At 39.2% G+C, this 22960-nt stretch carries 27 protein-coding genes; 7 read left to right on the top strand and 20 right to left on the bottom strand.

Translation table 11 applies throughout. The features are described 5' to 3' along the window. The 8 genes from ACZQK9_RS12440 to ACZQK9_RS12405 form a co-directional block, all read right to left on the bottom strand. The coding region (locus ACZQK9_RS12440; protein WP_483270776.1) for a hypothetical protein at positions 1 to 348 on the bottom strand (348 nt) is incomplete at its 3' end. After that, positions 345 to 1589, bottom strand: a complete 1245-nt coding sequence (locus ACZQK9_RS12435) for a T7SS effector LXG polymorphic toxin (protein WP_483270775.1) — start codon at positions 1587 to 1589, stop codon at positions 345 to 347. The genes ACZQK9_RS12435 and ACZQK9_RS12440, both read right to left, overlap by 4 nt. Positions 1590 to 1591: 2 nt before the next feature. Continuing rightward, a complete protein-coding gene (locus ACZQK9_RS12430; protein WP_483270774.1) occupies positions 1592 to 2005 on the bottom strand; it encodes a hypothetical protein in 414 nt (137 codons plus the stop codon). Further along, on the bottom strand, positions 1983 to 2291 hold the full coding sequence (locus tag ACZQK9_RS12425) for a DUF4176 domain-containing protein (RefSeq protein ID WP_483270773.1): 309 nt from the start codon (positions 2289 to 2291) through the stop codon (positions 1983 to 1985). The genes ACZQK9_RS12430 and ACZQK9_RS12425 overlap by 23 nt, the downstream gene beginning before the upstream one ends. Beyond that, positions 2281 to 2766 carry a hypothetical protein gene (locus ACZQK9_RS12420; protein ID WP_118734744.1) on the bottom strand — a complete coding sequence of 162 codons (486 nt, stop codon included), beginning with the start codon at positions 2764 to 2766 and terminating at the stop codon, positions 2281 to 2283. The genes ACZQK9_RS12425 and ACZQK9_RS12420 overlap by 11 nt, the downstream gene beginning before the upstream one ends. 11 nt (positions 2767 to 2777) lie before the next feature. Next, the gene (locus ACZQK9_RS12415; protein WP_483270772.1) at positions 2778 to 4424 is read right to left on the bottom strand and encodes an FHA domain-containing protein; all 1647 of its coding nucleotides are present in this window, start codon (positions 4422 to 4424) and stop codon (positions 2778 to 2780) included. A gap of 24 nt (positions 4425 to 4448) precedes the next feature. After that, on the bottom strand, positions 4449 to 4751 hold the full coding sequence (locus ACZQK9_RS12410) for a hypothetical protein (protein WP_118734742.1): 303 nt from the start codon (positions 4749 to 4751) through the stop codon (positions 4449 to 4451). Positions 4752 to 4770: 19 nt separating this feature from the next. After that, complete coding sequence (locus ACZQK9_RS12405) at positions 4771 to 5061, bottom strand: WXG100 family type VII secretion target (protein ID WP_483270771.1); 291 nt, start codon at positions 5059 to 5061, stop codon at positions 4771 to 4773. 186 nt (positions 5062 to 5247) lie between these two features. Here ACZQK9_RS12405 and ACZQK9_RS12400 point away from each other — a divergent pair, with 186 nt between their 5' ends. Then, positions 5248 to 6696, top strand: coding sequence for a pentapeptide repeat-containing protein (locus ACZQK9_RS12400; protein WP_483270770.1), 1449 nt, complete (start codon positions 5248 to 5250; stop codon positions 6694 to 6696). On the opposite strand, the gene ACZQK9_RS12395 is transcribed toward ACZQK9_RS12400, so the two are convergent. The 4 genes from ACZQK9_RS12395 to ACZQK9_RS12380 form a co-directional block, all read right to left on the bottom strand. Next, positions 6693 to 7850, bottom strand: a complete 1158-nt coding sequence (locus tag ACZQK9_RS12395; RefSeq protein WP_483270769.1) for a hypothetical protein — start codon at positions 7848 to 7850, stop codon at positions 6693 to 6695. The genes ACZQK9_RS12400 and ACZQK9_RS12395 overlap by 4 nt on opposite strands. Positions 7851 to 7887: 37 nt before the next feature. Next, complete coding sequence (locus ACZQK9_RS12390) at positions 7888 to 8862, bottom strand: ATP-grasp domain-containing protein (RefSeq protein ID WP_483270768.1); 975 nt, start codon at positions 8860 to 8862, stop codon at positions 7888 to 7890. Positions 8863 to 9135: 273 nt separating this feature from the next. Then, positions 9136 to 9282: a cyclic lactone autoinducer peptide gene (locus ACZQK9_RS12385; protein ID WP_483270767.1), complete on the bottom strand. Its 147-nt coding sequence runs from the start codon at positions 9280 to 9282 to the stop codon at positions 9136 to 9138. 5 nt (positions 9283 to 9287) lie between these two features. After that, entirely contained in the window at positions 9288 to 9881 is a 594-nt protein-coding gene (locus tag ACZQK9_RS12380; RefSeq protein ID WP_483270766.1) for an accessory gene regulator B family protein, read from the bottom strand. Positions 9882 to 10069: 188 nt separating this feature from the next. Here ACZQK9_RS12380 and ACZQK9_RS12375 point away from each other — a divergent pair, with 188 nt between their 5' ends. The 4 genes from ACZQK9_RS12375 to ACZQK9_RS12360 all read left to right on the top strand — a co-directional run bounded on the left by ACZQK9_RS12375 (position 10070) and on the right by ACZQK9_RS12360 (position 13317). After that, complete coding sequence (locus tag ACZQK9_RS12375; protein ID WP_483270765.1) at positions 10070 to 10810, top strand: LytR/AlgR family response regulator transcription factor; 741 nt, start codon at positions 10070 to 10072, stop codon at positions 10808 to 10810. Positions 10811 to 11052: 242 nt separating this feature from the next. Continuing rightward, positions 11053 to 12132: a sensor histidine kinase gene (locus ACZQK9_RS12370; protein WP_483270764.1), complete on the top strand. Its 1080-nt coding sequence runs from the start codon at positions 11053 to 11055 to the stop codon at positions 12130 to 12132. A gap of 191 nt (positions 12133 to 12323) precedes the next feature. Next, positions 12324 to 12653, top strand: a complete 330-nt coding sequence (locus ACZQK9_RS12365; protein ID WP_483270763.1) for a hypothetical protein — start codon at positions 12324 to 12326, stop codon at positions 12651 to 12653. Continuing rightward, complete coding sequence (locus ACZQK9_RS12360) at positions 12640 to 13317, top strand: cell envelope integrity TolA family protein (RefSeq protein ID WP_483270762.1); 678 nt, start codon at positions 12640 to 12642, stop codon at positions 13315 to 13317. Before ACZQK9_RS12365 ends, ACZQK9_RS12360 begins: the two co-directional genes overlap by 14 nt. 203 nt (positions 13318 to 13520) lie before the next feature. On the opposite strand, the gene ACZQK9_RS12355 is transcribed toward ACZQK9_RS12360, so the two are convergent. The 7 genes from ACZQK9_RS12355 to ACZQK9_RS12325 all read right to left on the bottom strand — a co-directional run bounded on the left by ACZQK9_RS12355 (position 13521) and on the right by ACZQK9_RS12325 (position 19829). Next, positions 13521 to 13676, bottom strand: coding sequence for a hypothetical protein (locus ACZQK9_RS12355; RefSeq protein WP_483270761.1), 156 nt, complete (start codon positions 13674 to 13676; stop codon positions 13521 to 13523). A gap of 129 nt (positions 13677 to 13805) precedes the next feature. Further along, positions 13806 to 14801, bottom strand: a complete 996-nt coding sequence (locus tag ACZQK9_RS12350; protein WP_483270760.1) for a hypothetical protein — start codon at positions 14799 to 14801, stop codon at positions 13806 to 13808. Continuing rightward, positions 14798 to 15628 (bottom strand): DUF6273 domain-containing protein, encoded by an 831-nt coding sequence (locus tag ACZQK9_RS12345; protein ID WP_483270759.1) that lies wholly within the window; start codon positions 15626 to 15628, stop codon positions 14798 to 14800. The genes ACZQK9_RS12350 and ACZQK9_RS12345 overlap by 4 nt, the downstream gene beginning before the upstream one ends. A gap of 166 nt (positions 15629 to 15794) precedes the next feature. After that, on the bottom strand, positions 15795 to 16490 hold the full coding sequence (locus tag ACZQK9_RS12340; RefSeq protein ID WP_483270758.1) for a GntR family transcriptional regulator: 696 nt from the start codon (positions 16488 to 16490) through the stop codon (positions 15795 to 15797). A gap of 222 nt (positions 16491 to 16712) precedes the next feature. Then, entirely contained in the window at positions 16713 to 17579 is an 867-nt protein-coding gene (gene ispE / locus ACZQK9_RS12335) for a 4-(cytidine 5'-diphospho)-2-C-methyl-D-erythritol kinase (RefSeq protein WP_483270757.1), read from the bottom strand. A 150-nt stretch (positions 17580 to 17729) separates the two neighbouring features. Continuing rightward, complete coding sequence (locus ACZQK9_RS12330) at positions 17730 to 19280, bottom strand: DUF3794 and LysM peptidoglycan-binding domain-containing protein (RefSeq protein ID WP_483270756.1); 1551 nt, start codon at positions 19278 to 19280, stop codon at positions 17730 to 17732. Positions 19281 to 19388: 108 nt separating this feature from the next. Beyond that, positions 19389 to 19829, bottom strand: coding sequence for a protease complex subunit PrcB family protein (locus ACZQK9_RS12325; protein WP_483270755.1), 441 nt, complete (start codon positions 19827 to 19829; stop codon positions 19389 to 19391). Positions 19830 to 20042: 213 nt separating this feature from the next. Here ACZQK9_RS12325 and ACZQK9_RS12320 point away from each other — a divergent pair, with 213 nt between their 5' ends. Beyond that, complete coding sequence (locus ACZQK9_RS12320; protein ID WP_483270754.1) at positions 20043 to 20918, top strand: methionyl aminopeptidase; 876 nt, start codon at positions 20043 to 20045, stop codon at positions 20916 to 20918. Between the two features lie 229 nt (positions 20919 to 21147). Here ACZQK9_RS12320 and ACZQK9_RS12315 read toward each other — a convergent pair whose 3' ends face one another. Continuing rightward, positions 21148 to 21903, bottom strand: a complete 756-nt coding sequence (locus tag ACZQK9_RS12315; RefSeq protein ID WP_216508175.1) for a YwmB family TATA-box binding protein — start codon at positions 21901 to 21903, stop codon at positions 21148 to 21150. A gap of 211 nt (positions 21904 to 22114) precedes the next feature. On the opposite strand from ACZQK9_RS12315, the gene ACZQK9_RS12310 reads away from it, so the two are divergent. Beyond that, positions 22115 to 22960, top strand: a complete 846-nt coding sequence (locus ACZQK9_RS12310; RefSeq protein WP_178016900.1) for a prephenate dehydrogenase — start codon at positions 22115 to 22117, stop codon at positions 22958 to 22960.

The following is a 22960-nucleotide window of genomic DNA, read 5'->3' as shown; positions in this document are numbered from 1 at the left end:
TACCGCGTGCGAAATAACCCTCGGAGGTTTCCGTTCCCCACACGGACATGCATATACTTTTGAATCATTCACGTTTCTACACACCGGACATATCCAGACACGACCAGCCTCAATATCCCCCTTCATTGCACGTGCTTTATCTGCCTGTACAATTCTTTCAATATCTACTTTGTCCACTTCTTTTATCTTAGGTTTTATAAACCACCACGCAACCAAATATGCCAATCCCCCAAATATAAAACCAAGCACATACCATGCTGTTGGATCATAGTTCTTTTTTCTCACTTCTTCCCCACATACAAAGGCCCAAAAAATTCCTGCAATAACATCTAAAATTACAACTATCATTGACGTCCACTCTCCTCTAGTTCCCTTATTTTTTCATATGTTGTACCCTCTTTTATAGCTTTGGAATAACTAGGCATCCAACCCTGTACCATATTAAATAAATCGCTCCATTCCTTAAGCTTATCAAGACCATCTTTTGTATCTTTTATAGCATCTGGAAGCATTTGATATTCAAGCATATTTTTTATGGAATCTGTTGAAACTTTTGTTGAAACTTTTTCTACAATAAATGTCGTCAAAAATCCTACACCCGTATATATCGCCTTCGCTCTGCTTCCCTCCTGCAAATTTACTATTGCTTTTGCCTCTCTATCAGTATCCCAAGTTGTAGCTAATTTTCCCGCATCCCAAGCTTCCGAACATTGATTAAGATTATAACTTGCAGAAATAATGCATATAGCTCTGAACAATGCAAATGCCTTTGCTGTCGAACTAAATGTGTATGCTATCGCTATAGCCGTTTTATATGCATAATGTATTTGCTTATCTTCCATCTGTTTATTTTTGTGTACAGCTAATAAATTTTGCATCTGATCTACATCATGCCTTGCTTGATCCGATGAATAATCAATTTGCACATAATAATTTGAATACATTTGATTAATATTTGATAGTCCCCCAAATAATTCATTCTGAAAATTATTACTTACCAGATTTCGACTTGAAAGCACATACCCAAATCCAATTAAAAGTAAATCCGCCATCAAATTATTATATAATTCTACTTCTCTCTTTTTATTTTCTTCATATTCTATAAAATCCTCCCGTACTCGAACAGCCTCCTTTGCCATCGCACTAATTCCTGTACTCACATTTTCCCCAGATTTCACAGGCAACTGCATAATATGACTGACCGATTCCGCTTTTGACTTCATAGTTTCAGCAAATGTATATAACTCGTCATCTAGTTGCTTCATTCTTGTTTCCACATTTGTCAGACATTCCTCATCTATGACTGCGTCTATGGATGTATCCAGATTTTGAAGTCCAACCATATACGAACTTATAATTCGATTTATCTCTGTATAACAGTCGATAACTAAATTTAAAAATCCTGTCCAATGAATATCCTGTATATAATTTTTTAAGGCTGTTGCACTTTCACTTTGAATCGCTCTTGAATAACATATTGCCTGTTCAATTTCAACCATCTCATTCAAATTTGCGATAAGCGCTCCCATGATCTGTATTGTCTGCTCATAGCTATCAAAAATTTTATCATATTCAATCTTTAATCCCATTTTTAATCCTCATATGGTATATTATACCCTGCTGCCCGATATACATTGCTGAGATGATCCTTTACATCTGGAGATTGATTAAATTTTTCCCATTTCTGTGCCATCGCCTCACCCTGTAATGCTGTAAGCGATAGATGAATCACCTCGTCTTGATTCTGCAATTCCCGTCCAATTTTCAAATAATTCTTAATTACATTCTTATTCATAAGATAGTAATCATTGACCAAATTCACCATTTTATTCAATATAGATTTTATCGTATCCATAACCGGCGACTGTGCACTTACTTGCTCAAATGCCGCATCTATTGCATCACGATTTCTGCTCAATTCATCTTTTAAAAAAGATAAATCCTGTGTCAGAAAACTCTCCATATCCGCAAACAATACATCATCAATTGCTATTTTCTCCGCCATACTTCATTCCCTCCTGCTTCCATTTTCTGAATGCCCCTTCTATTACTGCACTACGCTCATCCCAGTATCCTTTAAAAACGACTTTCCCAATATCCTTCTCATCAAAAAACATAAGTTTATCGTCTATCATTCCTTCCGGATACCTGCAGGCTGCATAATCGTAACTATATATGGATCCTCCATTATCCACACCTATTCCTCGTGATACTATCATTGCCATCTGCGCATCACCGTTTAAGATTACTATACTTCCCAACGGCAATACATTATTTTCTTTACTTTCCATGTGTACTCCTTCCCCGTGCACTCAGATCATTGACTGCTGATGCAGCTTTCCATTGCTGTTTTTTGTTATACTCTTTTCTTTGATATTGATCTTTCATGAACCGCATTTTTTGAATTTCACTTTCATATGACGAAATAGACTGAGATATCTCATTCATCTTAACAAAGATCTGCTCCTTCATCTGTTCATAAGTAGATGTATATTGCTGAAACACAATTCCCATAGTGTCCCACAGATACTCATCATATTTATTTCTTCGCTCACCTTTCCACACTCCCTGTTGATCGGTTGCTTGTTCTACATGATCTTGTTCGGTATCCCATTGCATAATATCTTCATCCAAACCATTATATAAAGACTCCAGTTCTCTATAGTCATCATATAATTTATTCAATTGACCCTGCGCAACCGACAAATCTCGATTGTACCTCTGAACCGTTGCATCTGTATATGCTGTATAACCATTTCTTCCCAATCCACTGTCTCCTATTTGCTAAATTCAAATTCCTCATCTGCCATCAGGATAATGTCTCCCGTCTGTAACATCTGTTCCTCCTGATCTCTCAATCGAACTCCATTCACATATGTTCCATTTGTGGTATCCATATCCTGTATATAAAAATTTCCGGATATTTTACGTATAACAGCATGCCTGCGGCTGATATTTGCGTTATACTCTATTTTATAGTCAACACATTCCTCATCTTTCCCAACAAAGAATCTATTTTTATTAATTAATATCTCTTCACCCGTCCTCTTTCTGATCAAAAAAGCATTATTATGTATCTGGGTATTACTATATCTCTGCGATATCATGTCTTCATTTCCTAATACAGATGTTTCCGGGTTTTTATATTCTTTGTTTTGTTCTATAATGGACAAACTCCTGTTAATAGGCATTCCCGCCGATAAAAGATTTTTTTCTTCTCCTGGTGTAATACGACCACTTATTCGTAGTGCCTCCTCTGCCGTTATTTGTTTTTGCTCTTCCAGCTTCAATTTTTTCTTAAACTTATTTCGCTGAGTTATACACAATATCAACATTACCGCAAAACCAATGAAGCTTAATACACTCACTATAAGTAAAATCTTTAACCAAAGTTTAATATTAACTCTTTTCTGACTCAGTCCATCTATTGCATTTTTTAAATTTTCAGCACAAGCATCTATCTTTGCCTGAGATGCATAATCAATCTGATTCTCTACTACTTCCTGCATATATTGTTGAGCAGTTTCGTAATATGTCTGACAAAGCTCTAACGACTCCGCTGTATATCTATCCGGATTCAAATTCTCATAATCCTGCATCAATTGTTCTAATTCCTGTGTGTCTACCTGAATTGGAGGATTGTATTGTATCCCTACAAGTTCACATAACTTTCTGACTTCCCCTATCTGAAGAGCATAATTAAGTGTCCCATCGGAATATATATTGATTGCTACTACTTCTTGATTCTCATTTAATACCGGGCAACCATAATTATCGTTGTTAATTACCACATCATGTAAATAAAAATGAGTATCTCCCAGTGTTCTCCAATCTACTAATGTTCCCTCATTGCAATATCCGGCCTCTTCTCCATGTTTACCAAGTATTTGTAAGCAATCCCCCACCTGATTATCATAATCATTGTCACCCAATCGTAATGATGTTACATTTCCCAAGCCGGTATCTGGTTTTAAGATTATAATCCCCAATTGCTCACTCTCAACCACCTGACTCATCCCAATGCGAACATCAGGCTCCATAATAACCTGATAAGAGATTGAAAACTTGTTGTAGTCGACACCCAGATTCGCTGCGATTCCCATTTTTTGTTCCTCAGAAAATGTAATACATGCTCTTCCACAAATGAAAAAGAATCCGCTGTCTGCTGTTCCTATAAAAAAGCCGTTTTCCTGCCCGAGTATATTCGGATATCCATCCTCTCCGATATAAACCGCCTGCAATACTACAATACTTTGCTTTACATCGTAAGATCCATAGCTGACATCCGCATCACTCTCTGTTGCATCAGTAACACTTGCTGCCTCCAAAGCAGAACTATGCAGTTCCATACCTGTACCGATTAAGAGAAACAGTACTAAATATATTATCAACTCAAACCATTTTTTTCTCATTTTTTTACCCATAAAGGGGGCCTATCGCCCCCTTTTTTAAGCATTTAAAAAATCTGCTAATGCACGATCTCCTTCTGTAAAAGCCTCGCATATCTGACTTAACTGTGTGTAATATGTTTCTACCATATTCGATAACGCCTCTACATCTGGCTTTATTAATGAATTAAACTCTTCTACATATGCATTTGCTGCCTGTGACTGCATATACTCATTGTCTACTAAGCTTTGCACTGCACTTGCCATGTCCTCATAACAGGAATCCAGCTTTGTTTTTTCCTGCTGCATACTTGTTATTGTAACAGAAGTCAAATTATCCACGTCTACTCGTAAACTACCCATTCTTATTCCTCCGTTTTTTTTAATTCAACTGATCTCTCAGATCTGCATCCATCTGCTCATATTCCTTACATACCTTTTCTAACTGTTCTGCAATATTAGTAATATTTAAATTGATTCGGGAAAAGGTTGTTTGAACTGTTTCTTCAAACTCCGTTACATATGCATTTGCAGCTTCTCCCGTAAGATAGTTGCACGCTGTAATATCTCCAACAATACCAGATAATGATGACAAAATACTTTCCATCGTTGAAGCATACTCCATCATTTTAGCAATTACGTTTTCACGTATTTCATTATAATTTACTTCCATAATGCTTGTATCCTCCTCATTTTATGTTTTGTACTATATTTTCTACCATATTATTTAATCCCCTTCAATCAGCTGGTCGATTTTTGCAATATGAGATGCAGTTTTTGCAAAATTAGTATAAAAAAGCATAACGTTTTGCCTGATAATAAAGAGTTATCTGTTAATTTTATAACGAGGGAATTTATTATGGATAAGAATTTTGAATGTGCAACTATTATGCATCAAACAGTCGATCAAAAAAAATTTAAAGAAATTATCTTTCAAAGAAGCAATATCCAAAATGTACATGTACAAAATTGTACTTTTGATGAGTGTAATTTTACTCGCTCAAATTTAACCAATTTGCGCATTTTTAATTCTACTTTTATAAATTGTAAATTCATGAATGCAGATCTGTGCTTTTGTAAATTGTCCAATTGTCGATTTGAAAATTGTGATTTCAGCTTGGCAGAAATTGAAAATATAAATTTTTATAAATGTCATATTTATGATGTAAAATTTACAGGTTCACGCATTACCGAAAATTCATTTTGGGAATCGTTATTTAAAAATGTAGATTTAATGGGAAGTACAACCAAATTCAACTATTTTGAAAAATCCGAGTGGATAGAAAGTGTTTTTGGAAATTGTACAATCGATTATAATGTCGCATTAAAATGCATTTTTAGGGATAGTAAAATGAATTTAGAAACTTTAGGAAGTGTATGGGGCATTCAAGAAGAAGAATTAATAAATGTTTCTTTTTTAAGCTTAGGAAGGGAAATCTTAGAAGAAAAAGAAAAAATATACTCCAATTATTGTAATTATTTATCTGAAAAAAATTTATGTATAGAAATGTTTACTTTTTATGTTTCCTTGAAAAAAAGAAATATTTATGACGCTATGGAACAATTATTATCTGGTTTCAATGATCGTTATTCTAACGAACAATATTTATCACCAGATGAATTTCGATATTTTTATGAAATTTTAAAAACCTTAAGGAAAGAATCTATGCTTCCCCTATTGGTTATAAAAGAAATTCTTATGTATTTTAAACAACTAATGCATAAGTTTATAGATGATGATAGATATTATGAAATTTTACTTTTGTTTTATAACAATATATGCTTAATTTATAATTCAATTATTAACGAACTTGGATCGTATAATTTTGACCTTTTGGACACACAACACGAATGTGAGGTTAAAATAACATTTATAAATAAACCAACACAAGATATTGAAGCTGTCTTTATCACTCTATATCAATATGTTTGCAATACGTCTCAAACTCCTAATATTAAATTTATAAAGGACGCGACAGGATCTTATATTATATGGTTAATTATGCCATTAGCTGCATTGGCTACGTTTAATATAGGCACCCTATTGTTAACTGGAGGTGTAAAACATTTAATTAAACTAAGAGCTTCATTAGCGGTTTTATTTTCTAAAAAATTGCCACGCAAATATTATTTAGATGTGTATGAAAAGGATGATTCTGAAAAATTAGCCAACAGCATACTTTCTGTTCTATTAACCAAAAAACCTTCCGCACTATTATCCCAGTTGCGTTCTCTTTCAAGTGACGGAATAAACGCAAAAAACATAAAAGAAATTGATTTAGATGATAAAACGCCAAAATCTTCTTAATTATGTTCAGATAAATATATAAAAATTTGAATTAGGGCATCCCAGAATTCGCTACATTCTCGTCCATAATTTACACGAAAACAAAATCCGCAATTATTTGAGAAATGGAAACGATTACCTGGAATTATGCTTGTTCCAGTTTCATCTATAAAATTATGCAAATTTTCTTTATCTTCTAGAAAATCGAAAGGTAAATGATGCATATAGCACATGCGCATGTGTCCAAGGTGGTCTCTATTATCTATAGAAATTAACGGAAATTCTCTAGATAATTCCTCAAAGTATTTATCCATTTTCAGAAAATGTGATTGCAGTTCTAATCGAATTTGCTTAAATTTTTCGGAGATGAAAAATTCTACACTCTGTAAAGTAGAATAAGATAAACTACCACAAACAATATCAGACCATTGTTCAAATATATGTTCATACTGTAAAGAATACAAAACACATGAAAATTTTAGACCATTAATCATTATTTGCTTTAAAGGATCATGAATGCTTATATATTGAGGTCGGCTTCCTAGATATCTGACCATTTCCATTCCACAGTTTGCAAAACAATCATCACATATTAAAGTAATTCTTGATGGAATAGCGCATTTCAAAAAATTTATGTCATCAATATCTAAATATATACCGGTATTATATATAGGGTTAGTGATCCATATCGCATCAACTTCTGCAATTTTATTCATGATTTCCTCTCTTGGTAACGCATAACCATTATTTTTTCGATGCATATAAACATTATCTACTGCTATGCCTTTTTCTAGAAAATTATATATTACCGAATAATATATTGGACAAACAAGCAAAACGCGCTTTACATGAACTTGTTTAAGTACAGAAGTTACTAATGATATTGCAGAAGTTCCCGTATTGACAATTGTGCACCCAAGATTATTTCCTCCTAAGTTGGATTCAACAGTATTTATTAGATTATGATTTAACTCATATGAGTATATGTATGAGATATAATCTAATGACGGTAACTCTAGTTGATGATCCAAAAATTTTTGTGAAAAATACGAAGAGGGATTCCACGTAGAAACATTAAACGGAAAATATCCATATTTTTTTAAATATAACATTTCTTCGCTCTCAATGTCATCTAAATTCAAAAGTTCTTGAACTTCTAATTTTTTCAAATCCATTTAACAACTCTCCTTAATGCAAAATAATTCTACTGACCTAACCAAGATCATAACGGTTAATTGCGTTTTCTACAATTTCGGATAATATCATACTAAAAGATTGGCTTTCCCCATAGGATAACGGATCAAATGCACTTTCATAAGCTAAAGCTGGAAGCGGATTCCCTTCTAGTAAATATGGTTTTCCGTTATAATCCATACGAAAATCAAATCTAGCGTAATCTTTGTAATTTAAAAATTGATATATTTTATGGACCCAGTTTACGATTTTTTTTATTGACAATAATGATTGATCCATAACATTTAATTGAACATGACAATCATTTTTACCCTTCCAAAATTCATCATATATTTCTAATGGATTTTTTTCAGAATCTGTATACTCTATTACAGATAAAATTTTTTCATCTGACGCGGTACCTATAACAGGAACGCTTATTTCTTTTCCCTCAATATACTGCTCACACAAAATGGCTCCGTTATTTTGTGATGCCATATACTTCAAGTATTTTTTAAGTTGTTGTGAACTAGATATTTTTTTTGTATGATAACTCATTGATCCATATTGGTATTTTAAAATACATGGCAATTGTATCTCTTGAATATATTCCAATATATTTCCATAATTTTCTTTACTAAAAATCTTTGAATTTGGCGTGTTAATCCCTAACGATTTTGCGATGTTTTCAAATAAATATTTATCGGAAACAATTGTATTTATATATGAGTCATTTCCGATAAAAGGAATTCCATTCATTTGTAATATAGTAGGAATAAAACCATTGGTATTTCGGTCAAAACAACATTCTATACACGGAAAAACAATATCAATATTTTTTTTATTATCCAACAATTTTTTTAATGAAGAAAATATAACTACATCATAACCTGCTTCAACAAGCGCGATAGCCATTTGCTGTATTCGTCGAGCAGTTCTATAGTATATTACATTGTTTTTTTGCCATGGTATTTCATTACTCGCTATATCCTGATATAACAACCCAATTTTCATCTAAATTCACCCTAATGATAAAATCAGTATTTAACAGATAACTCTTTATTATCAGTCATTTTTGTTTCATAATAATTCTAATGCCATCCCTGTTCATTTCAACCTCTATGTCGATTTTTGCATTTTCAGATGCAGTTTTTGCAAAATCACGATCAACTAACGTTGCTTACATGACCCACGTATCCAAATCTATTCGAATTTTCATTATTTTTCGAGCATAAAAGTAGCCGTCAAACTTTTTCACTAAAGATTCATTCAACGGCTGCCAAAACACTACTGTACTTTCTTAAATTTCTCTGCTTCCTTTGGGAATTCCGGCTGATGGAATAACCAGCAGCACGTCGCATTGGCGCTTGAGATCACTAAGGTAAGTGCCAGACTGTTCAAAACAGTTGTTGCAATCTTCATAAACTTTTTCATACTTATTACTCTCCTTTTTTATTTTTATTCACTTTTTTTGTTCCTACATCGAGCAATCTCTGAATACCCGTTGCCAGAAAAACTATAAAAAGTGAAAAAATCACAATTGCTCTTATATATTCCACTTTCCATGAAAGTAAACTATATACAATAATCAAAATAACAGCTATTAATTTATATGTTCTTCGTTCTTTTTCAGTTAACGGTTTATTGGTTGCTGCTACCGGTGCCAACCATATATCTCCAATCACACATACTCCCTGCAGCACGATTAACGCAGTCTTCACAATATGAGGCAAGCCAACATAATATCGACACCAGAGAATTGCCATAATCAGAACAATCGTGGAAATAATCGTACACACCCAATCTCTAGATGCATGCCACCCTCCACAATATTTTCTTAATGGAATGTAGATAATCCAAAAAAGAAACACCATATTAACTGCATGTAACAAAATTCCGCATATCAATCCCAAGCTCAAATTCAGCGCAATTTCAAACAGAAGATAATATCCATATCGATAGATTGCAACCTCATCTTCTCGTATATTCGATTTTTGAGATTGGATTAGTTTATTCGAAATTCTTTCAAACATATTTCCTGTATTCCTTATTTAGCTCTTACCTGACAGTACAGGCATTTTTATCTCATTTCAACCTTTATGTCGATTTTTGCAGATTGAGATGCAGTTTTTGCACAGGAACATCTTTTTTTCCAAAATATATATGATAAAATAGAACAAGTATTTTATTAAATTGAGTTATTAAAAGGAGACTCCGGACTATGTATCATATTGTTATCTGTGATGATGATACTTTATTTATAGATCATATGAAATGTTTATTGCTACGCGCAGGACTTCACTCAGAAGCCTGCAAATTCTACAGCTACCTCTCTGCAAGTGAATTCGAAGCAGATTTCCAGAATTTCTATACTGTTGACCTGCTGATCTTGGATATTCAGCTCCCGGATGTAAATGGAACGATATTTGCCAAAGCATTTCGTGAGAAATTCCCAAGCTCCACGCTGGTTTTCTGTTCCGGGAAGCAGTCTCCAACGCCAGAATCATTTGAGTCTGAGCCATACCGCTATCTGCTCAAAGCATGGTCGGATGAACATATGGTAGAGAAACTCGCTTCTATCGTTGCTCATATTCAGGCCGAGAAAGCAGAGCCTTTTATCCATGCCGGATGGTACAGCACACACTTAAAGCTTCCTGCATCCGAGATTATGTATATCTCTCGTGGTCGTGGTTGTTCTAGGATTTATGTATCTCAGAAGAGTCCTTATTATGCTTATAATGACAAGATCCTGTGCAAAAACTCCCTAAGCGATCTGCATGCATTGCTACACGATTATCACTTTGCGTATGCACATAATAGCTATCTGGTAAATCTCAAATATGTAAAATCTTTAACTAAAACAGAATTAACATTATCTGATGGAAGCATCCTGACTATCTCACGCTCCAGACAGAAAGAATTCCATGCAATGTTTTTTCGTTATATGACAGCACAAAATTAGGAGACGGTATGGATTATATTATCTTATTATTCAGTTGCATTGCAGAATACCTTATATTTTCGGACTTTTTTGACGCCTTTTTAACCATTCGGCCGAATTTTCAACCCCTCCGAAACCGCCTGTTGATTGCGATTCCTTTTATCGGCATTTATTTTTGCATCAACACATTGCATATTTCCTACCTGAATATGCTTTCTTTCATTTGCCTGTTACTTCTTTACTCTTTTCTTTATGAGGCAAGCTTGAAAGAACGACTGCTGTATATCGTATTTTTGTGTGCAATTTTCTTCGGCTGTGAATTTTTATTTGCAGTCTTATTGAAGCTGCCGGCATATCTTTTTCATTCCAGCAGTGTTGCGAATCTGTCCACGATTCCTTGGCAGATATTTACACTGAAGCTCCTGACCTATCTGATCTGCTGCCTGTATAAGCAGACCTCTGTCCGATCCTCCGCCCGCATGGATCGGAAGATTTTCGCATGCTATTTGTGTATTCCAATTGCATGCATTGCAATGATGCTACTCACTTATTATTCTGGACTGGACTTCGCATCGTCTCCACGCATGCGGATATTGCTCTGCGTATTTTTTGCGATCATGCAGTTTGGAAACATTCTGATCTTCCGCGCATTCCAGAGATACACGGAGCAGCTTAATCACAACCTGCAGAATAGCCTGATCATCTCCGATCAGTCGCTTCGACTGAACTACTATCAGAAGCTGCTCACAATGGATGAACATTTGCAGGAGCTGGTGCATGATACAACACATTACCTGAAAGCCATCCGCATACTGCTTGATGATGGACATCCAGATCAAGCACTTGCACTCATTTCCGAATTGGATACAAAGTTAGATACAACCATCCTTACGCGCTATTCCAAAAATGATATTCTGAATGCAATTCTAACTGAGAAATCTAAATTTGCCCAATCGCAGAATATCCAGATGTCGATCGATGTACTCCCGGATATTACGTTTGCCGAATTACCATCCGCGGACATAATATCTATTCTGTCAAATCTGCTTGATAACGCCATCGAAGCATGCCTGGTACGCGACAATTCTCGTGTTGTACAACTGACGATTACAAAGAAAAACGACAATAACTTCTATGTCATTATCGTGAGAAATACCTTTGACAAAGCACCGGTTTTACGCGATGGACAATTCGTCTCTGCCAAGACGGACACGAAGCTTCACGGCATCGGCACCAAAAGCATCCGTCATGCAGTGGAGAACAATCATGGTTTTGTCAACTACTCGATTGAAGGAGGATTCTTCGTGGCGACTGTGGTATTACCAATAGCATTAAACGCGTAGATTACTTAAATGCTACAATTAGTTGCATTTCTAAAAATCTCTTTACATTCTGCTGTAATTCATGATACAGTTTCTTTGTTGTCGAGAAGCGCTCGTTCATAGCGTAGTTCGGTAACAGTCTATTAATTTATATTTTTATCTTCGATTCTTCGAATACATTCTATCAGACCGTAAACGAACTTGAAGAAGCTATGAAAACACAAAACCTATATTCAGAATATATCACACTTGACAAGACATGGAAAAAACGCTTCGCTGATTACATGACAGGAAAGAAAACGATGCCACTTACTTACGATCCATTTTTCAAATGTATGTTTCACCCGGACAGACATCCAGATTGGCTGTCAAATCTGCTCAGTTCCATTTTGGGTGAATCCGTCGTTGTGGAACGGCTTTTGCCATCGGAAAATACAGCCATCTCCATTGATTCCCTGCTAATCATGGATATCGTTGTCCGATTAAGTAATGGCTCACTTGCAAATGTCGATTCAGAAGATTCCATATATGTTCACTGCTGAACGCATTTCCTGTTACTCTTCTGACTTGTTGCTTCGTGAATACACACGCCTAAACGAGAACAAAAAATTTATGTATTCTGACATGAAAAAAGTATACACCATTATTCTATATGAAAAAACAGGTGCTGATTTTAAAAATCCGCTATTGCATGGTGCTTATATCCATCACGGTAAAACACGATTTAACACCAAACTCACGTTGGAACTCCTGCAGGAATATTTTCTGATTGCACTTGATGTATTCTGTCAAAACGGATATACTGATGATAAGAATCCAGATACACGGGAAACCATTGATTCAAATATGAATGATTTGGAAGGCTGGCTTTCTATCCTGACCGCAGAGACAATCGCGGATGTGGAGCGCATGATCAGACGCTATCCGTGGAGCGAAGCGATATTCCGTGAAATGAGTACATATGTAAATAAACCTGAGGAGGTGATTCACATGTTTTCAGAAGCGTTAAAAATTGCAGATAAAAATACAGTGAAATACATGATTGAAGAACTGCAGGATGAATTACAACTGGCTGAAAAAAAGCAAAAACAGGAAGCGGAATTGCGAAAGCAAGAGGAAGAAAAACGAAAGCAGGCTGAAGATGAATTACAGCGATCAAAAGAAGAAATTGCGCAGTTGAAAACATTGTTAGCTAAAAAGCAATAACCCAGAATGGCACCGTCATAAAACGGTGCCATTTTATATCAAATAATTATTTCGTATTCTCAGCTTTACCGATACACGACCTTCTCCTGTGTCTCCCCGGTATTCCGGTTCCAGATTACCCGCATATCCACACCATCTTCATAATTGCCCGGTTCCAGATCATAGATAATGAAATCATCACTCACCACCAGCGATTTTATCCTCTAATTCTCGTCCTGGTTGATCGTAAACAGTTCGACTTCCGGCTCACCATCGAACGATCTGTATTTTATGCAGACGACATCATCCACGCTCTGTGCATAAAAGTCATCTCCTTTATAAACATTCAGGCAATACACGTCAGACGCAATCTTCTCCAATCCCATTTATCCAGATTCAGACAGTAGTATTGGCGCGCTTTTTGAAGAGTGCCTCATTTCTGTCTACGTCTGTTCATTCTCTGATTTCTTCATTCCACAGTTGCAGATAAATATATGATCTGAGTCCTCTTATTTGTAACTAATGGATTTCCACTTTCCTGTATGCCGGTTCCATATTACACGCACATCTACATTCTCTTCATATTCATAGTTATCACCATACTCTGACGATCCAAGATCATAGATGATAAAATCCTCGCTGACGGCCAACGATAATATCCTCAATTTTCCATCTTGATTCACCGTGAATAAATCCCCTTCCTCATCTGACGTCAGAGATTTGTATTTTATCGTGTACGCATGATTCTCGTCATTTTCCTGCACATAATAAACGGCATCCTGATAGATATTTATGCATTCAATATCTTCCTCTTCTTTTATTGCTGCATCCGCATCCTGCAGCCGCTTCGGAGAATGCCTGGTAACACCACTGATCATCCAATTATAAAAAGTATCTGCGTCCAGCGCATACACATATTTCAAAACACGCATCTGTTCAAAGTCAATTGGCGTGCTCCAGTCCCATTTACGCATATCCAGATAACGCACTTCATTATGATTTGCCAGCAGCAGATAATGCTCCCGGATTCCAAACATTCGGAAAATACCATTGCCACCGGTATTCTCATAGATAACCTGTGCGCTGCTTCCATCCTTTGTTATACGATACACCCGCTGGCCGATCATGATATAGAAATGCTCATCATAATAATAAAGCTTGGAATTTACGTCATAATAGATGGCTTCTTCATCTTCAAATTCGTAAAACTCCTCATACGTTCCATCCGGGGAAAGACGATATATGATGTTATTTCCACATTTCTCTGATGTATCTTTTTTATCATAATTTCCCAGCTCCACGACACTTCTGTACAGATATACATAGCCATCCACAACCAGCGCATCCGCCTTGTAGTTTCCATATTGATATTCAATCTCTTTGTTATTGTCGAAGAAAAAGATATCCGCATGGTTTTTCTGAAATACGATAACCACCACCAGCAACCATGCGAGTAAAACGATACTTACGACTGTAATAAGAACATATAGTTTTATTTTTTTCATTCCTGTAACGCTTGCCCCTCTCCGTTTTCATCACCTACATAGATCCACATAGCCGGACGAACACCCTGATAGTAATCTGCCATACATTGTGAATAATACCCGTCCCCCCGAATAATGGAGATCTGATTCTGTGACTTTCCGGTTGACCGCAGCATCCACGAAATCCCTTCCGTCACATCTGGAGCACTTTCCCCAAATGGTACTTTTTCACGAATGCGCTGTTGCTTTATCTCTTCGTAGCGCTGTAAAACAGCCTCGCTTGGTTTGCATAAAAGTGCTTCTGCTTTTGGTAATTTTTGCCCATAATACTTCTCGATTTCCTTCTGGCTCAGCAGGAATATCCGATCCGTCGCATCACCCCTCGACTCCTGATTTGCCTCATCTACTCCTGATGTGACGTATCCTGCAATACTTGGATTCTCCAATACCGATTCCCTGATACGCGCCTGTGTTTCCTTATCAAATGCGTCCGTATAAAACTCCTCATTCAGCCATGTCCGTATCTGGGAATCCTCCCATATCACACAATTGGGGCTGTCAGAAAACCGCTGATAGCCAATCACATCATGCGATATGAGTAATATTGAATCCGCATCCTTGTCCAATACATCCCAATAGATCGGATCCTCTGTCTCCGTATCCCCATCCTGCTCATAGGTTCCCACCTGCACGATATCACCAACTTCTGCACATTTAAGCTCGACCGTCTCCAATGCTTCTGCTTCCACCGCAGCGTCCGTTGTCGCCTCTGTGAATTCTGCGCTTTGCTGTGCACATCCGCTGAGCAGGCACAGGATCATAAATCCCAATACACCTGTTTTTTTCATACCTTTATTTTTCTGCCTCATACCGCTCCTTGAAATATGCAAGTACCCTGCTCAAAGGTACCTTTCTCGATTATCTACTGTTTCAAATGTATTTTTTTTCATTCTACCATCTGCATAACAGTTTTTCGATTCATTTTCCGCGAATTGAAGATTTTTTCCGCCAAACTCAAGTTTTGCATGTTTTTCTGTTTACTGATACTTCTTTCTGCAAATTCCGTATCACGATCTGCTCCTGATTATAAATATGTTCCTTCATGATCTTCTGTGCGGTCTCTACATCGCCCGCTAAGATCGCCTCTGTAATCTGATCATGCTCCCGGATCAGATTCTCATGATACGAAAAATCCTTAACATATTCAAACCGGTATCGATACACCTGTTCCCGCAGATTCATCGCGATCGTGATCAGCTTCTGGTTCTTCGACGCCCGGTAGATTGTGTTATGAAAACGCTCATCACCCTCCACAATTGCCTGCACATTTCCCGATTTGACCGCTTCACGAAATGCCACGCATGCCTGTTTTATCTCTGTTTTATCATTCTCATCCAACCGCTCGCATGCAAGCTTGACCGACAATGAATCAATTGCCAGACGCACCTCCAGCGCATCCTTTAAATCACGCACCGTAATCTTCGCAACCTCCGCACCTTTCCGCGGAATCATAACAACCAGACCTTCCAGCTCCAGCATCCGGATTGCCTCACGTACCGGCGTCCGGCTGACACCAAGCTTGTTCGCCAGTGTAACTTCCATCAGACGTTCTCCCGGCTGCAATTCTCCCTGTATGATTGCCTTGCGCAATGTATGAAATACAACCTCCCGAAGCGGAAGATACTCATCGATATTCATATCTAACTTCATATCTGCTACCTCCTTGCCATCCTGTCAAAACTTATCCATTCAGAGTTCCATTACCTTCTTCGTTCCCCCATATACATCATAAATAATTATATCTTTTTCGTGTATACAATATACATTACTATGCATAGACGAATATTTCAAGCATATTTTTCCTTTCTACCAGAGTATTTTTTTCAAAAAAGTCCTTGCCTCTCACAATTCTACAAGAATCCACAATTAACTCTAACACGGCTGTGTTACATACACCTCAGAAAGTCCGTACTGCTGCCGGATTTTCTCCGCCGCCTGCTCTGCAATCGCTTTCTCTCTATATAAACCAAACACCGTCGGTCCGCTGCCGCTCATGATTGCATTTTCGGCACCGGATTCTTTCATCGTCCGCTTGATTTCCTCAATCTGTGGATAAAGCTTCGTTGTGACTGTCTCCAGTACATTTTCCATACGGCTTGCCACTCCTGACAGTTCTCCCTGCTTTAAAGCTTCTGCCATACCCGCAACATCCGGGTGGTGCTGCAGCTCATTTGCATGCAGGTTTTCATATACCATCTTCGTGCTGACCGATATCGCCGGTTTCGCCACAACGACATAGCAATCCGGCAGCGGTGCCACCTCTGTCAACACCTCGCCGATGCCTTCGGAAAGCGCGGTCTTTGCCATGATACAATACGGCACATCCGCTCCGAGCTTCACACCAAGCTTCATCAATTCCTGATCACTGACATCCAGTCCATACAACTCCCGCATCGCATGAAATGCTGCGGCACAATCTGTACTGCCACCTGCCATACCTGCTTCGACCGGAATCCGCTTCACAAGCTCAACATGGATATGCCCGGTCAGATGATAGGTCTCCCCCATCAGCACGATTGCCTTATAGATGAGATTCCGCTCATCACACGGCACAAACTCTTTATCACACGAAAGCGTGATTGCAAGCGTATCCGCCTCCTCCATCGTAAATGTCAATGTATCATACAAGCTAAGGTTCTGCATGATCATACAGACATCATGATAACCATCCTCACGCCTGCGCAGAACGTCAAGTGCCAGATTCACCTTTGCATATGCATTTCTCGTTAACGTTTTCATCCTTGAAAGCCTCCCGTTACAAACAATCTGTTTTTATTATACCAACGCAAACGTTTCTTCACAATCTATTTATTTTCCCATAACGGCAGAAATCCATGCCGCATCTGCAACATGGATTTCTGTGGTTTTTATATTTAATTTTTGTTAAATCTAAGATTTCACGATCAGTAACCGGTCGCCCTCCGATACATAATCGGATTCCAGATTGTTCAACTGCTTGATAGCATCAATCGATGCATAATATTTTTTTGCGATACTCCACATACTGTCTCCCTTTTGCACGACATACCCGACAATTCCCGGCTGTGCCGCCTTCTTCGCTTCATCGATTGGCAGAATCTGCAGATCCGTCATCGCCTGGCTCTCCCCCTTCGCAAATACGGAGATATTCAGATTGATCTGGGCCTTGATTTCAATTTCTTCACTGTTTAACAGGGATGCGGTAAGCTGGTCAATACACGGATGAATGCGCACCGAATCCTCCTGCGCAAGCGGTACCGTATCCGCAGTATAAGAAAATGGAATCTCCGCCTCAACACTGCTCATCGGATCATCTCCGGTTGCAATATACAGCACACAGCATTTGACGACACCGGTAATTTCTGCGCCACTTTCCCCGACAACCACATCATCCACATCGACATCACCATACACATGGCAGATCTGCAACAGCTTTGCCTTGTCTCCACCGATCTGTTTTCTGGCAGATACTTTTGCCTTCGCTGCATTGCGCAGCAGCAGGTTCTCATAGTCCATCACTTCAAACTGTGGCACAAGCTCCGCACTTGGCGAATACACATCTGACAACATCTGACATGTACAATCCTCATACAGCTTGATATTCATATCAATATTATAATCACAGCCAAATACGCGATCTTCTGCATCTGCATCCTGCCGGATTGTGATTTCCCCCTTGCCAAGCACATAATCGACATCCAGCATCATCCCCTCCGTCGCGCCACTGCAAGGCACCTCACGATAGAGCGACCGCACCGAGAAAATAGACTGTACCGGGAGCCGTTCCTCGCCCCCTTTATATAAAATGAAGATTTCTATCTCCCCCCGCACCAGAAGCTTCTCATCGCCCGCCTTTGTCTCCATGTTCCGAAGCGCGACACATTGCCATAAAATCTCCTGAATATTCGGTTTGTTCTGTGGGATTTCCAGCTCCTCACGCACCTTCAGTACATCACGCTTGGCGAGGACAACCTGACTATATGTAACATCCCGGTACTGACAGGCAACGCCTTCCCCCTGTTCAATTCCGGTCGCTGCATCCATGCACATTTCCTCATACACATTGACACTTGTTCCGATCAGTCCTCGGACCTCCAGCTTGCGCGAATTGATCATGCTCACCGTCAGATCCTCCAACTGGCTGTGGCAATCCACCTGACTGGAGGAAGACACCCCATCACAATTGACAACATCTTCAAAAGGAATCTCACTCTGGAACTGACACAGGCGCGGAATATCGCCCCCTGTCCGGTACAATACACGCACACAGACCGATCCGGTGATCCGCACCTTTCCATCCTCCGGAATCATGGATTCCAACAAAATATGTCCTTCTTTGGCAACGATTTTTTCCATATCCCCTTTACTGTCCGGGATTGTAAAATCATCATCGACCGTTATCTGTGAATATTTGGACTGCGTCAACACGCTTGTATGTATTTCCTTTTTCGAAAATTCCATAGCTCCCTCCACCAAACTAGATTCTTACCCTCTGCTTTATATGTATTCTGATGTACTCTGAATTATGATTATTTTATGTAAATAAATTCCTACACGCAACAACTGTACTTACGATGCATTCAACACCGGCAGTTCCAGACGCGGCAATCGAATTACAATATATGGATACATCGAAGATGTCCCTGTCTGCCCGGCAGCCATATCAGGCTCTGTACCAGATGCGGCACCGGTTATCTCCCCCTTCATCTCTGCCTCCGTCTTGAGGTCTGTCTTTATGTAGATTGCACGCTCCGTCTTATACAGCTCCTCCACAACCACGCACAGATTCGTGCGGTCGTGTGCCCCATACCCGACCACAATATACAGATGATCTTTCGTCGTATAACTCATCTGGAACGCATGTAACTTCTTTTCCTCTATAATCTGCCGCAGATCATCCGGCAGCTCTGTCTCCGCACACACTGTAAATTCCAGCTCCTGTCGTTCCCGCGCTTCCTGCTTCCGACACCCGGATGACACACACGCCAGTGCAACCAAAACCAAAATCATAAACTGCCTCCCGCTTCGCCCTTTATTCAACATTTTCCCATTACGATCCACCATGATCCCCCATTTCTCCATCCGCCTTTTATCTCATATCCTTGCAGATGATAAAACGTTTCATCTACGCAGGTTGCGCAAATGAAACTATTTTGCTAAAATATATGTGGTTTTTCCTGCCCTATGCGTAAAACCACAAATATAAATATAAGAGGCGTAATCATGTCAAAAAAATTAAACCGTAACGATCCTTGCTGGTGTGGCAGCGGCAGAAAATACAAGGTCTGCCATGAATCTTTTGATGATAGAATCGCAAAAATCGCTCATCAGGGACATATCGTTCCTACCCATAACTTAATCAAAAATGCAGAGCAGATTGAAAAGATCAAGGAGAGCGCAAAAATCAACATCGCCGTACTGGATGAAATTCAGAAAACAATTCACGAGGGGATGTCTACCGCAGAGATTGATAAGATCGTCTACGATATGACAACCGATATGGGTGGTATTCCTGCACCTTTAAACTACGAAGGATTTCCATACAGTGTATGTACCTCCGTCAACGATCAGGTCTGCCACGGTTTCCCATCACCAGATGTCATCTTAAAATCCGGCGATATCATCAACGTAGACTGCTCTACCATCCTGAACGGCTACTTCTCCGATTCTTCCCGTATGTTCTGTATCGGCGATGTCAGCCCGGAGAAGAAAAAACTCGTCGATGTAACCAAAGAAGCAATGATGAAGGGACTTGAGCAGGTAAAGCCTTGGGGATTCCTCGGTGATATGGGGCAGGCTGTCCATGATTATGTATATGCAAACGGCTATTCCGTTGTCCGTGAGATCGGTGGTCACGGTGTCGGCATCGAGTTCCACGAAGAACCTTGGGTAAGCTACAACTCCAAAGCAGGTACGGAAATGCTTATGGTACCAGGGTTCATGTTCACGATCGAGCCGATGGTCAACATGGGCAAGCCAGACATCTTCGTTGACGAAGCAAATGACTGGGAAGTTTATACCGAGGACGGACTTCCTTCTGCACAGTGGGAGATCCAAGTACTCGTTACAGAAAACGGATACGAAATTATTTCCTACTAATTGAACTTAAAAGGTTGATCTCTACGTGAAAATGTAAGACGCGCAAGACCAACGAATAATACAGATGTATCATATTTACAATTCTTAAACAGACCATTGAAGCACGCCGGCACTTAATGAGTGCGCAGCACGAATTTAGTACCGCTGCGTGATGAAGTGGGCGGGAGCGCGTCTGTGTAGAATTGTAAATACGATACATCTTTTTTTCTGTAAACAGCGCGTCGTATATTTAAAATGATTTGTCGATAAAAGGTAATCCCCGGTGGATATATGTGATGTCTTCCGCTTCATCGTAGGTAAAGGCGATGTTCACGTTTACCTTATGGTCGTTCTGGTAGACGTATTCCGGAACGTTGTCACTGTATCCATAGATGCATAAGGTATCCTGCAACTCGATTTCGTTGCGCTTCTTTGCATGCATTGTCTCGAAAAAATCTGCCGTTGCTTTCTTCATTTCATCCTCTGTCATCCGCCCTTTTTCCTGACTGCACAGATAGAGATTACTGCTGCCGGAAAGCCCCAAATCTGCGTAGATCTGATCGAGTTGCTCCTTACACCGGTAGATATTTTCCGTCGACTGATTTTTGAGTGCAATCTCTGTCATCAGATAATTCTCCTGTGTGGTCGAGCCATCGGCGTTTGTCTGTTCCATCGAAATCAACCGGATGGTCGTGTCACCATTTTCTCCCTTTTTCACAAATGTTGTCGAGATATTTTCACCCTCGATTCCTGCGATTATGTCATACCCCGATACGATTCCAAGCTTTTCCCCAACTCGTTGCAGGATTTTTTCCCTTGCAGCACCGGTCATCGGCTCATCCCCATAATGTGCATAGAACTTTACCTCTGCTGCCGTTACATTTTCTACGCCATCGCTCATAACCTGCGTCACCATCTGGCTCTCCCGGTCAATCCGCTTCGTAATAAAGATTTGCAGCGCAACCGCTGCCCAGATAAGTACAACAATATATAACTTTTTTTTCATGTTCATAGCCCTTCCCCTTTTCAAGGTATTTCCGCGGTCCGGCATTTGCGCCAGCTGCGTACTAGAAGTGTTGCCACGTTTCACGAGCCTTATACATTTAAAATTTCCGCTTTACTTTATCGCGTTAAAGCATTATACTATTGTCGATGATTGAAGCTGTGCCAATCCTGTCAAATCAATTTGAATTACAGTCACAGCATGGAGGTATATTATGACAATCGGAATTGTTGGACTTGGACTGATCGGTGGTTCTTTTGCAAAAGCATACAGTGACAACGACGAACACAAGGTTCTCGCCTATAACCGCAGCAAGGAAGTAATTCAGGCTGCGTATAACGATAAAGCCATTGACGGCGAATTAAACGAAGGAAATATCAAAGACTGTGATCTGATTTTGCTCTGTCTGTATCCACAGCTTTGCATCGAGTATCTGACGAAGATGGCTCCTTATATCCGCAAAGATACAATGGTCATCGACTGCTGTGGTACAAAGGAGCTGATCTGCGAATCCTGCTACCCAATCGCCAAGCAGTATGGCTTTACTTTTATCGGCGGACACCCAATGGCAGGTCGTCATTTCTCTGGCTACGCATACAGCACGAAAACAATGTACAACGGCGCTTCTATGGTACTTGTACCGGAAGACCTGAACGATACGAAATCCATCGAGCGTGCGAAGAAACTGCTGTCTCCGATTCATTTCGGTAAATTTACGATCTGTGACGCAGACCGCCACGACGCAATGATTGCATTTACATCCCAGATGGCACATGTCGTATCCAACGCCTATGTGAAAAGCCCAACCGCCAAAAATCATGATGGCTTCTCTGCCGGAAGCTACAAGGATCTGACACGTGTTGCCTGGTTAAATGAAACGATGTGGACGGAACTTTTCTTAGAGAACAAGAAGCATCTGATCAAAGAACTTGATTATTTCATCACAGCCCTGCAGGAATACAAAACCGCGATGGAAAACGATGATGCAGAAACATTAAAAAAACTCCTTGCAGATGGTAAACACTGCAAGGAGGAAATCGACGGAATTACAGGAGAATAA

This window comes from Wujia sp. (assembly GCF_056872695.1).
This window is presented reverse-complemented; position numbering and strand designations above follow the sequence as displayed.